At 70.2% G+C, this 11,529-nt stretch carries 10 protein-coding genes; 4 read left to right on the forward strand and 6 right to left on the reverse strand.

Annotated elements, in window-relative coordinates:
• The first annotated feature begins 19 nt into the window (after positions 1–19).
• Entirely contained in the window at positions 20–781 is a 762-nt protein-coding gene (locus BN159_RS06685) for an IclR family transcriptional regulator (protein WP_015656166.1), read from the forward strand.
• A gap of 95 nt (positions 782–876) precedes the next feature.
• Here the strand turns inward: BN159_RS06685 and BN159_RS06690 are convergent, their stop codons facing one another.
• Genes BN159_RS06690 through BN159_RS06700 form a run of 3 tightly spaced genes read right to left on the reverse strand, consistent with a single transcriptional unit; the run spans position 877 to position 4,242 of the window.
• Entirely contained in the window at positions 877–1,626 is a 750-nt protein-coding gene (locus BN159_RS06690) for a succinate dehydrogenase/fumarate reductase iron-sulfur subunit (RefSeq protein WP_015656167.1), read from the reverse strand.
• On the reverse strand, positions 1,623–3,569 hold the full coding sequence (locus tag BN159_RS06695; RefSeq protein ID WP_015656168.1) for a fumarate reductase/succinate dehydrogenase flavoprotein subunit: 1,947 nt from the start codon (positions 3,567–3,569) through the stop codon (positions 1,623–1,625). The genes BN159_RS06690 and BN159_RS06695 overlap by 4 nt, the downstream gene beginning before the upstream one ends.
• Before the next feature lies 1 nt (position 3,570).
• Entirely contained in the window at positions 3,571–4,242 is a 672-nt protein-coding gene (locus BN159_RS06700) for a succinate dehydrogenase cytochrome b subunit (RefSeq protein WP_015656169.1), read from the reverse strand.
• Positions 4,243–4,363: 121 nt separating this feature from the next.
• On the opposite strand from BN159_RS06700, the gene BN159_RS06705 reads away from it, so the two are divergent.
• Both BN159_RS06705 and BN159_RS06710 read left to right on the forward strand, forming a co-directional pair.
• Entirely contained in the window at positions 4,364–5,248 is an 885-nt protein-coding gene (locus BN159_RS06705; protein WP_015656170.1) for a LysR family transcriptional regulator, read from the forward strand.
• A gap of 65 nt (positions 5,249–5,313) precedes the next feature.
• Positions 5,314–6,579: an IS701 family transposase gene (locus tag BN159_RS06710; RefSeq protein WP_015655222.1), complete on the forward strand. Its 1,266-nt coding sequence runs from the start codon at positions 5,314–5,316 to the stop codon at positions 6,577–6,579.
• A 149-nt stretch (positions 6,580–6,728) separates the two neighbouring features.
• On the opposite strand, the gene BN159_RS06715 is transcribed toward BN159_RS06710, so the two are convergent.
• From BN159_RS06715 to BN159_RS06725, 3 genes are all read right to left on the reverse strand, one after another.
• Complete coding sequence (locus BN159_RS06715; protein ID WP_041820933.1) at positions 6,729–8,864, reverse strand: putative bifunctional diguanylate cyclase/phosphodiesterase; 2,136 nt, start codon at positions 8,862–8,864, stop codon at positions 6,729–6,731.
• Positions 8,861–9,673 carry an SAM-dependent methyltransferase gene (locus tag BN159_RS06720; protein ID WP_015656172.1) on the reverse strand — a complete coding sequence of 271 codons (813 nt, stop codon included), beginning with the start codon at positions 9,671–9,673 and terminating at the stop codon, positions 8,861–8,863. Before BN159_RS06720 ends, BN159_RS06715 begins: the two co-directional genes overlap by 4 nt.
• 310 nt (positions 9,674–9,983) lie before the next feature.
• On the reverse strand, positions 9,984–10,949 hold the full coding sequence (locus tag BN159_RS06725; RefSeq protein ID WP_015656173.1) for an SCO0930 family lipoprotein: 966 nt from the start codon (positions 10,947–10,949) through the stop codon (positions 9,984–9,986).
• A gap of 271 nt (positions 10,950–11,220) precedes the next feature.
• On the opposite strand from BN159_RS06725, the gene BN159_RS44750 reads away from it, so the two are divergent.
• Positions 11,221–11,529: a hypothetical protein gene (locus BN159_RS44750; RefSeq protein ID WP_157901080.1), complete on the forward strand. Its 309-nt coding sequence runs from the start codon at positions 11,221–11,223 to the stop codon at positions 11,527–11,529.

Below are 11,529 nucleotides of genomic sequence, written 5' to 3' on the forward strand. Positions count from 1 at the left end.
CAGCGATACGCTGGCGGACATGACGGACACGGCCGACCTGAACACGGTGCTGGGCAAGGCCGTCACGATCCTGCGCGCCTTCCGGCCCGATGACCACGTCGTGACCCTCGCCGACCTGGTCCAACGCACCGGTCTGCACAAGGCGACGGTGCACCGGCTCTCCGGCGAACTGGTCGCCAACCGGCTGCTGGAGCGCGCCGAGGGCGGCTACCGGCTCAGCGGCGGCCTCTTCGAACTCGGCATGCTCGCCTCACTGGAGCGCAGCCTGCTGGAGGTGGCGATGCCGTTCCTCCAGGACCTTTACGAGCGCACCCACGAAACCGTCCACCTGGGCCTGCGCGAGGGCCATGACGTCGTGTACGTCGCCAAGATCGGCGGACACCGGCAGGCCAGGGTGCCTTCGCGCACCGGCGGGCGGATGCCCCTGCACTGCACGGCGATCGGCAAGGCGCTGCTCGCCCACGCCGACGCGGACCTGCGGCGCGCGGTGCTCACCGGGCCGCTGGAGCGCCGTACCCCGCACACCGTGGTGGCGCCGGGCATGCTGCGCCGCCAGTTGCAGCGGGTGACGGAAACAGGGGTCGCGTTCGAGCGGGAGGAGTCGGCGGTGGGCCTGGTGTGCGTGGCCGCGCCCGTGCTCGGCCGCCAGGACGAACCCCTCGCCGCGATCAGCGTGGCCGGGCCGACCAGCAGGTTCCGGCCGGAGGCCCAGGCGACGGCGGTACGCGCGGCGGCGGCAGCGCTGGGGAGCACGCTGATCCGGCGCGACTTCCTGCGCTGAGCGGTCGTAGCCGGTCGTGGAAAAGGCGAGACGGGGCCGGGGAGCACCACTCCCGGCCCCGCCCGTCCGCACCAATACGGCGAACGTCTGTGTGCCTACCGCTTCGCGGACTTACGGGTCGCCCGCAGCCACTCCTTGTTCATGCTCGTGATGGAGACCAGCGGGATGCCCTTCGGGCACGCGGTCGCGCACTCGCCCGTCAGCGTGCAGCCGCCGAAGCCCTCGTCGTCCATCTGCGCCACCATGTCCAGCACCCGGCTCTCCCGCTCGGGAGCGCCCTGCGGCAGCACGTTGAGGTGGTTGACCTTGGCGGAGGTGAACAGCATCGCCGCGCCGTTCGGGCAGGCGGCGACGCACGCGCCGCAGCCGATGCACTCGGCGTGCTCGAAGGCGAAGTCGGCGTCCGGCTTGGGCACCGGCGTCGCGTGCGCCTCCGGGGCGGCCCCGGTGGGCGCGGTGATGTAACCGCCGGCCTGGATGATCCGGTCGAACGCCGACCGGTCCACCACCAGGTCCTTGATCACCGGGAAGGCGGAAGCCCGCCACGGCTCGATGTCGATCGTGTCGCCGTCCTTGAAGGACCGCATGTGCAGCTGACACGTCGTCGTGCGCTCGGGGCCGTGCGCATCGCCGTTGATGACCAGGGAGCACGCGCCGCAGATGCCCTCACGGCAGTCGTGGTCGAAGGCCACCGGGTCCTCGCCCTTGAGGATGAGCTCCTCGTTGAGCGTGTCGAGCATCTCCAGGAACGACATGTCGGAGGAGATGCCGTCCACGTCGTACGTGGACATGGCGCCGTCGGCGTCGGCGTTCTTCTGCCGCCAGACGCGCAGGGTGAGCTTCATGCGTAGCTCCGCTGAGTGGGGTGGACGTACTCGAAGACCAGGTCTTCCTTGTGCAGGGTCGGCGCCTCGCCGGTGCCGGTGAACTCCCAGGCGGCCGCGTAGGAGAACTCCTCGTCGCGGCGCTCGGCCTCGCCGTCGGCGGTCTGCGACTCCTCTCGGAAGTGACCGCCGCAGGACTCGGCGCGGTGCAGCGCGTCGAGGCACATCAGCTCGGCGAGCTCCAGGTAGTCGACGACGCGGTTGGCCTTCTCCAGCGACTGGTTGAACTCCTCGCCGGTGCCGGGCACCTTGATCCGCCGCCAGAACTCCTCACGGATCTGCGGAATGCGCTCCAGCGCCTTGCGCAGCCCGGTGTCGCTGCGGGCCATGCCGCAGAACTCCCACATGAGTTCGCCGACTTCGCGGTGGAAGGAGTCCGGGGTGCGGTCGCCGTCCACCGAGAGCAGGCGGCCGATCCGGTCCTCGGTCTCGGTCAACACCTCCTGGACGGCCGGGTGTTCGGTGGTCACCGACTCCTGGTGCGGGTTGCGGGCCAGGTAGTCGTTGATGGTGGCCGGGAGCACGAAGTAGCCGTCGGCCAGGCCCTGCATCAGCGCGGAGGCGCCGAGCCGGTTGGCGCCGTGGTCGGAGAAGTTGGCCTCGCCGACCGCGAACAGGCCCGGGATGGTGGTCTGGAGGTCGTAGTCGACCCAGAGTCCGCCCATCGTGTAGTGCACGGCGGGGTAGATCCGCATCGGCACCTGGTACGGATCCTCGTCGGTGATCCGCTGGTACATGTCGAAGAGGTTGCCGTACTTCGCCTCGACGGCCTTGCGGCCCATGCGCTTGATGGCGTCGGCGAAGTCGAGGTAGACGCCCTGGCCGCCGGGACCCACTCCCCTGCCCTCGTCGCAGACGTTCTTCGCGGCGCGGGAGGCGATGTCACGGGGCACGAGGTTGCCGAAGGACGGGTAGATGCGCTCCAGGTAGTAGTCGCGCTCGTCCTCGGGGATCTTGTTGGCGGGCCGGTCGTCGCCCTTGGCCTTCGGCACCCAGATCCGGCCGTCGTTGCGCAGCGACTCGCTCATCAGCGTCAGCTTGGACTGGTGGTCGCCGGTGCGCGGGATGCAGGTGGGGTGAATCTGCGTGAAGCAGGGGTTGGCGAAGTAGGCGCCGCGCCGGTGCGCCCGCCAGACGGCGGTGGCGTTGGAGTTCATGGCGTTCGTCGACAGGTAGAAGACGTTGCCGTAGCCGCCGCTCGCCAGGACGACGGCGTCCGCGAAGTAGGTGTCGATCTTGCCGGTGATGAGATCCCGGGCCACGATCCCGCGCGCCCGCCCATCCACGACGATCAGGTCGAGCATCTCGGTCCGCGGGTGCATCTCGACGTTGCCCGCGGCGATCTGCCTGCTGAGCGCCTGGTAGGCGCCGAGCAGGAGCTGCTGGCCCGTCTGGCCACGGGCGTAGAAGGTCCGCGACACCTGAACACCGCCGAAGGAGCGGGTGTCGAGGAGACCGCCGTACTCACGCGCGAACGGCACGCCCTGGGCGACGCACTGGTCGATGATCTCGACCGAGATCTGCGCCAGGCGGTGGACGTTGGACTCACGGGCCCGGAAGTCGCCGCCCTTGACGGTGTCGTAGAACAGGCGGTGCACGGAGTCGCCGTCGTTGCGGTAGTTCTTCGCCGCGTTGATACCGCCCTGCGCGGCGATGGAGTGGGCGCGGCGCGGGGAGTCCTGGTAGCAGAACTGGACGACGTGGTAGCCCTGTTCGGCGAGGGTGGCACCGGCGGAGCCGCCGGCCAGACCCGTCCCCACGACGATCACCGTGTGCTTGCGGCGGTTGGCGGGGTTGACCAGCTTGGCCTCGAAACGGCGCTTGTCCCAGCGCTCGTTGACGGGGCCCTGCGGCGCCTTGGAGTCGACGACCGGCTCGCCGGTCAGGTAGTCGGTGTAGGTCATCTCAGCTCACCACTCCGGTCATGACGCCCACGGGCACGGCGAGGAAGCCGCAGGTGAGCACAAGCGCGAGAACGTTGGCGACGGTCTTCAGGGCGCGGTCGCGGCTGCGGCTGCCGGCGCCCAGGGTCTGGGCGGCGCTCCAGAAGCCGTGCCGGATGTGCATGCCGACGGCGAGGACCGCGACGATGTAGATGACGTTGCCGTACCAGGTGGAGAAGGTGTCCACGACGTTCTGGTACGGGCGCCCCTCCTCGAAGCCGCCCGAGTGCACGGTGCCGGTCGTCAGGTCGAGGAGGTGCCAGACGATGAACAGGGCGAGGATGATCCCGCCCCAGCGCATGGTGCGGGTGGCGTAGCTCGCCCGCGGCTTCTTGTGCACGTACTTGCTGGGCCGCGCCTTGATGTCGCGGCGGCTGAGCTGGTAGGCGGAGACGCCGTGCGCGATCACCGCGACCACGAGCACGATCCGGACCAGCCAGAGCGTCCACTCGTAGTGCATGAAGGGCTCGCCGACCGTGCGCAGCCAGTGGGCGTACTCGTTGAACTCACCGGCCCCGAAGAAGATCTTCAGGTTTCCCATCATGTGGACGACCAGATACGACAGCATGATCAGCCCGCTGACCGCCATGACGGTCTTCTTGCCGACGGAGCTGTCCCACACCGTGCGTGCCATGGACGGTCGTCGGTCCGTCCGCGTTGCCAGAGCCATGTCACTAGAAGTTAGGGGGCGACTGCCCGATCGGTCCAAGACATCCTCCGGCTCGTTTCCATAGCCAACGGCTATCGTGAGGGCCATGCAGTTCCAGCAGCTCCAGTACTTCGTGGCGGTCGCCGAGACCCGCCACTTCACCCGGGCCGCCGACCTGGTCCACGTGGCGCAGCCGTCGCTGTCCCAGCAGATCAAGGCCCTGGAGCGGGAGCTCGGCGCCGACCTGTTCCTGCGGGCCCGCGGCAACATCACGCTCACCGACGCCGGCGAGGCGCTGCTTCCGCTGGCCCGGCGCATCCTGGCCGACGCGGATACAGCCCGGCTCGAAGTCCAGGAGCTGGTCCAGTTGCGCAGCGGTCGGGTCCGGCTGGGGGCGACCCCGAGCCTGTGCACGGGCCTGCTGCCGGACGTCCTGCGCGCCTTCCACGACCGCTACCCCGGCATCCGCCTCATGATCGAGGAGGGCGGCTCCCACGACCTGGTACGCCATCTGGCGCGCGGCGCGCTGGATCTGGCCCTGGTCGTGCTGCCCCTGCCGACCCCGTCCCCGGCGCTGGCCACGGTGGAACTGCTGCGCGAGGACCTGGTGGTGGTCTCCTCCCCCGACGCCGCCAAACCGGGCCATGGCAAGCGGACGGTACGCATCGCCGATCTGGAGGGCGAGCGCCTGGTGATGTTCCGGCACGGCTACGACCTGCGCGAACTCACCGTCGCCGCCTGCCGCGCGGAGGGCTTCGAACCGGACTTCGCCGTCGAGGGCGGCGAGATGGACGCGGTGCTGGGCTTCGTCCGGGCAGGTCTGGGCATGGCCGTGGTCCCACGCATGGTGGCGGCCCGGGCAGGCCGGGGCCTACGGGTCACCCCACTGGCCCGCCCCGGCCTGCACCGCACGATCGCACTGGCCCACCGCAGTGACGTGGCACCACCGCGCGCCGCACGAGAGCTTCAGCGCATGCTGCTGGAGCACTAGTAGGGCTTGGTCAGGTCGGTTGTGGTGTTGCGTGTCCTGCTGGGCCGGTGTGGCGTTGAGAGTGTGTGACTCCGGACGAGATTGCGTTGGTGCGTGGTGAGTTGGAGACGTTCGCGGCGGAGGTGTTCGAGCCGTTTGCGCGCAGGGATCAGCGACGGTGGGGGCAGGTCTATCTGCGGGGGCTGCTGACCGACGGGCAGCGTAAATCGGTCGAGCCGATGGCCGCCCGCCTGGGTGAGGACGGGAACCGGCAGGCACTGGCCAACTTCATCACCACCAGTCCCTGGGACCCGGCACACATCCGGGCCCAGCTCGCCTGGCGGATGGAGGAGAGGATCGGGCCCGACGCCTTCGTCTTCGACGACACAGGGTTCCTCAAGGACGGGACTGCCTCGGCGTGTGTGTCGCGGCAGTACACCGGCACGGCCGGCAAGGTCACCAATTGCCAGGTCGGCGTCTCCCTCCACCTCGCGTCCGACCACGCCTCGGCGGCGGTCAACTGGCGGTTGTTCCTGCCCCAGAGCTGGGATCCCGCCTCGCCGAAGGCCGATGCGGACAAGGTCGCCCGCCGCACAGCCTGCGGTATCCCGGACGATGTCGGGCATGTGGAGAAGTGGCAGCTGGCCCTGGATATGCTCGACGAGACCCGCTCCTGGGGCATCGAGGTGCCGCTGGCCGTCGCGGACGCCGGATACGGTGACGCCGCCGCGTTCCGGAACGGACTGCAGGAACGCGGCCTGAACTACGTGGTGGGGATCTCCACCACGCTGTCTGCCCAGCCCGCCGACGCGGTGCCGGTGGCCGAACCGCACTCCGGGTCCGGACGCCCGCCGGTGGCGAAGTATCCCGACAAGCCGCGGCCGGTGAAGGAGCTGGTCATCGCGGCGGGCCGGAAGGCGGCCCGGCCGGTGCAGTGGCGGGAGGGCTCCCGGCCCGGCACCGGCCGCTCCGGCCGCAAGCGGATGTACTCCCGCTTCGTGGCGCTGCGGATCCGGCCCGCCGGACGCGAGGTCCGCCAGCACGTCGACGGCCCGGAACTGCCTGTGTGCTGGCTGCTGGCCGAATGGCCGGCCGGCGAGAGCGAGCCGGTGCAGTACTGGCTGTCCGACCTGCCCTCCGGCATGCCCCTGACCACACTGGTCCGCCTCGCCAAACTCCGCTGGCGCATCGAGCACGACTACCGGGAGATGAAACAGGCCCTGGGACTCGCCCACTTCGAGGGCCGGACCTGGAACGGATGGCACCACCACGTCACCCTCGTCTCCGTCGCGCACGCCTTCTGCACGCTGCAACGACTGGCCCGGACCCCAAAAGAAGCAGCGCCGGCCTGAGCCTCTACCAAGTCGTCCGCGAGCTACAGACACTCCTCGCCCTTTGGGCCGGCGCCTGCCCCACCTGCCACCGGGACATACCCACACCCATACGAACCTGACCAAGCCCTACTAGAGCCTGCCCAGAACTCTCGTACGACCGTGGCGGCTCAGCCCGTCGCGTCCACCAGCGCCAGCTCGTGCAGGCGCTCCGGTGGGCCGGGGCGGGCGTAGTACCAGCCCTGGGCCGTGTCGCAGCCGAGTATGCGGAGTTGCTCGGCCTGGGCTCCGGTTTCGACGCCCTCGACCGTGACCGCGAGGTTCAGGCTGTGGGCGAGGGAAACGATCCCCTCGACGATCTTGAGGTCGACGGGGTCCGCCGGGAACTGCTGCATGCTCTGGGTGAAGGATCGGTCCAGCTTGAGGACGCTCACCGGCAGGCGGCGCAGGTTGGCGAGGTTGGAGTAGCCGGTGCCGAAGTCGTCCAGCGCGATGTCGACGCCCATCTCGGCCAGCCGGCGCAGCGGCTTGAGGAGGTCGTCGTCGGCGCCGATCAGCGCCGACTCGGTCACTTCGAGGCAGAGCGCGTCGGGGTCCACGCCCGCGCCCTCCAGGATCTCGACCGTGTCCTGCACCAGCCCGGGGTGGGTGAGCTGGCACGGCGAGAGGTTGACGTTGATGCGCAGCGGGCCCGCCTCCGCGTGCCGGTCGCGCCAGTCCCGGGCCTGGCGCACCGACTGCTCCAGCACCCAGCGGCCGAGCGGAACGATCAGGCCCGTGTGCTCGGCGAGCGGGATGAACCGGTCCGGGCCGAGGACGCCGTGCTGCGGGTGCAGCCAGCGCACCAGCGCCTCGGCGCCGCGCACGCTGCCGTCGCCGAGGTGGACCAGCGGCTGGTACTCGATGAAGAACTCGCCCCGGTCCAGGGCGGTCGGCAGCGCCGTGGTCAGCCCGTGCCGGGTGATCGCGCGGGCGTCGGCCTCCGGGTCGGCCAGCTCGAAGCGGTTGCCGCCCGCCGACTTGGCCCGGTACATCGTGATGTCGGCGCTGCGCAGCACCTCCGCCGGGCTGCGCTCCCCCGCCGGACCCTCCACGATGCCGATGCTGCCGCGCACGGTCAGCGCCCGGCCGTCGACGGTGATCGGGGCGACCAGCGCGTTCATGATCCGGGCGGCCAGCTCGTCGACCTCCCGCTCGGTGTCGGGTCCGGTGGTCAGCGCGACGAACTCGTCGCCGCCGAGCCGGGCGACCATCTCGCCGGGCGCGGTCGCGCAGGCCTGAAGCCGGTCGGCGACCTCCACCAGCAGCCGGTCACCGGCGGCGTGTCCGAGGCTGTCGTTGATGGTCTTGAAGCCGTCCAGGTCGAGGTAGCACAGCCCGAACCGCTGGCCCTCCCCCGCGCCCAGCGCCTTCTCCAGGCGCTCGAAGAACAGCGTGCGGTTGGGCAGCCCGGTGAGCGCGTCATGCGTGGCCTCGTAGCGCAGCCGCAGGTTGAGCAGCCGCCGCTCGGTGGTGTCCTCCATGAGGGCCAGCTGGTACTCGGGGTTGCCGTCGGGGTCACGCAGCAGGGAGACGGTGAGGTTGGTCCACAGGACCGTTCCGTCGGGGCGGTAGAACGCCTTCTCCACGTGGTAGTGCTCGCGCTCGCCGCGCACCAGCTCCTCGTAGAGCTTCCAGACCTGCGGCGCGTCCTCGGGGTGCGTCCACTCCATGACGTTGCGGCCGCGCACCAGTTGCTCCGCGCCGCCGAACATGCGCACCAGGGCGCCGTTCACTTGCAGTATGTTGCCCGCGAGGTCCGCGATGCCGATTCCTATGGCGGCGCCCTCGAACACCGCGCGGAAGCGGGCCTCGCTGGCGTGCAGCGCCTGCGCCACCACGCCCTGCGCGGTGAGGGCGGCCGCGGAGATCGCCTCCTGCTCGGCCAGCGTCCGCTCGCGCAGCGCCTGGGCGAACCCGGCGGCCATGGCGTGCTGGAGCCGGCCGCTGCGGGCCCGCAGATCCTCCTGGGCGCTGTCGTCGCCGCAGTACAGGACGAGATAGGCGTCCACGCAGTCCAGGCTGCGGCTGAGCGCCTCCGGGTCGGTGCAGTGCGCGTCCACCAGGGCGGCGCCCACCGCCCTGGCCTCGTCCGCGTCGAACGCCCTGGCCAGCAGGGCGTGGCTCAACCGGCGGGCGAGCGGCAGCAGTTGTTCCTCGAACTCCGGCCGGGTCGACGACGTGGAGGTCACCGGGAACACGGCCCGGCTCCAGATCGTCGCGAACCGGCGCAGTCTGTCCTCCGGCCCGTCCGGCTCCGCGCTCACGCCGTACGCCCCACGCCCGCGAACCCGGAGAAGGCCCATGGATCCTCCTCCTCCGGTGCGGTGTCCGGCCGCCACCGCGGCATCGACACCAGTCCGGGTTCCACCATGTCGTACCCCTCGAAGAACCGCGCGATCTCGTCGCGCGAGCGCATGATCAGCGGGTTGCGAATGTCCTTGTATACGCCCACCGTGCCCTCGGCCCGCTCCGCGGGAAGCGGGATTCCCTCGTACGAGGCATGGGTGAGGATGAGCAGGCTGCCGGGCGCGAGCGCGTCGCGCAGTTCGGCCACCGCCCCGTACGGGTCGTCCGCGTCTTCCACGAAGTGCAGTATGGCAACGAGCAGCAGCGCCACCGGACGGTTCAGGTCGAGAAGCCGCTCGACCTGGGGGCTCGCCAGGATCTCGTGCGGCTTGCGCAGATCGGCCGCGACGACGCCGGTGCGCTCGTCGCCGTCCAGCACCGCCTCGCTGTGCGCGACGGCGACCGGGTCGTGGTCGACGTAGACCACCCGCGCCTCGGGGCTGGCGGACTGCGCCACCTCATGGACGTTGCCGAAGGTGGGGATGCCCGAGCCGATGTCGAGGAACTGGGTGATCCCCTCGGCGGCGGCGTAGCGTACGGCGCGGCGCATGAACGCCCGGTTCGCCTGCATCACCTTGGGCAGTCCCGGCAGGAACTCCATGGCCCTGCGGGCGGCTTCCCGGTCGACCTCGAAGTTGTGCGAACCGCCCAGGTAGTAGTCGTAGATTCGCGAGACGCTCGGCACCGAGATGTCGATGCTCCGTGGGGCCCAGGCGGGACGCTCCATCTACCTCTCCAAGGCTCAGGCGATCCAGTGTTCGAGCTGAGGCTACTGATCGCCCGCCAAAGGGGCGAGCCGAAACGGAAATTGACCATCCGTTCCCGGTCACTGCCTGCGGCACGTGCCGAATTCGCGGGACGGGATTCCGTAACGAAATGCGTCCGAAGCATTCCACAGAGTTCTGAATCATGCGCAACGGGACGAAGGCCGACCCGGCCCAACACACAGGTCCACCCCCTCCGTTGCGGTGCCGGAGGGGGTGGACCTGGGTTCAGCGCGCTGACCGTTCGCCCTGCACTCGTCGAGCTCTCGCCTCCTACTCCTTCTCAGGCGCGCCGATCGGCTTCCCGTCGGGGGCCACGGCGTACCAAGTGCCGCCGACGCCCTGACCGTTGGTGTCACCGGGGGCCTTGTCACCGGCGAAGGTGTAGATGGGCCAGCAGTTGACGGTCTGCTGCTTGGCGCCGTCGGAGCGGGTGAAGCTCATCAGGCCCTTCTTCTGCACGCCCTTGGTGTCGTTGTTCGCCACCGGCTCGACCACCGGCCACTTCTCCAGGCAGGCACCGGTGCAGTTGGAGACCGGCTCCGGCCAGGCCTCGTCCTTCATGAACCGGTAGACCGTCATGCCGTTCTTGTCGACGACGATCTCACCGAGCTCGGGGTCCTTGCGGGTGGACAGGCCGGGCAGGTCGGAAGCCGCCTTGGCCTTCTTGCCGTCGGGGGCCAGCGCGTACCAAGTCCCGCCCACACCTTGGCCCTTGGTGTCACCGGCGTTGACATCCTTGGCAAAGCGGTAGGCGGGCCAGCCGCCGATGGTCAGCTGCTTGGTGCCGTCGGCCCGGGTGACCTCCCCGAGCTGCGACTCGTCCACCCCGGCGCCGGCGCTGGCGTCGTCCGCGGGAACCGGCGGCCAGGCCGTGGCACAGTCGCCGTCACAGTTGGTCTTCGGCGGTTCCGCGGTGTCCTTGTCGAAGCGGTAGAGGGTGAGCCCGGCGCTGTCGGTCAGCACCTTGCCCAGCTCGGCGTTGGTGGACACGGAAAGCTCGCCGGCCGCGGTCGCCTGGGTGCCGGTCCCGGCACCCTGCGCACCCGCCCCGGCGGTACCGGAATCGGCGTCGGTACCCAGGCCCGTACCCGCGGATCCGTAACCCCCGGCCGCGGCCGTCGCACCGACGTTCTGGCTGCTCGCCGGCGGGGTGGTCTCCTGACCGCACGCCGTCGTCAGCGCCAGCACTGCCACGGCGCTCACCACGAGCGAGGCGCTCCGCCACGAGGTCTTCATCTTCAACTCCCCATAATCACAAGGGTGTTGCAGCGCCCTGCTGCGCCGCCGCACAGCATTGGGTACGCAGCCGGACCATGGTCGTGTTCAATCGCGGCGCAAATTTCTTTCCAAAACCTGTGATCCACCCCGTCGCTCGCACAGGTGATCGACTTGGCGGGCGCCCGGTGGGCCGCCCATCAAACCGCCCGCCGCCGCCTTCCCTCGTTCGGGGCAATCCGCCGCAGGAGAAAGGTTTCTGAGTAGCCGCCTGACCTCAGGATCCTGAGTCGTGCATGGACCCGAATCGACCCATTCCGCCCTCGCCGCCCGAGTGTTGGCGCTGCTGGCCCTGAGCTGGCTGCTCGTGGGGGCACCGGCCGCCCCGGCCGCGGCCGACGCCTGCGCGTACGCCTCGACCGGGCCGGGCGGCACCGAGGCGGTGGCGGTCGCCGGGAGCGCCACCTGGCCCACTCCCCCTTCGTGCCCGCCACCGACGCCGCCCCCACCTCCGCCCACGCCCTGCCCGACCCCGACGCCCACCCCCGAACCGCCGAAGCCCACCCCCACCCCGAAGCCGCCCCGAAGACTAGCTAGCTAG

Origin of the sequence: Streptomyces davaonensis JCM 4913, from assembly GCF_000349325.1 — a bacterium.
GTDB classification, from domain to species: domain Bacteria; phylum Actinomycetota; class Actinomycetes; order Streptomycetales; family Streptomycetaceae; genus Streptomyces; species Streptomyces davaonensis.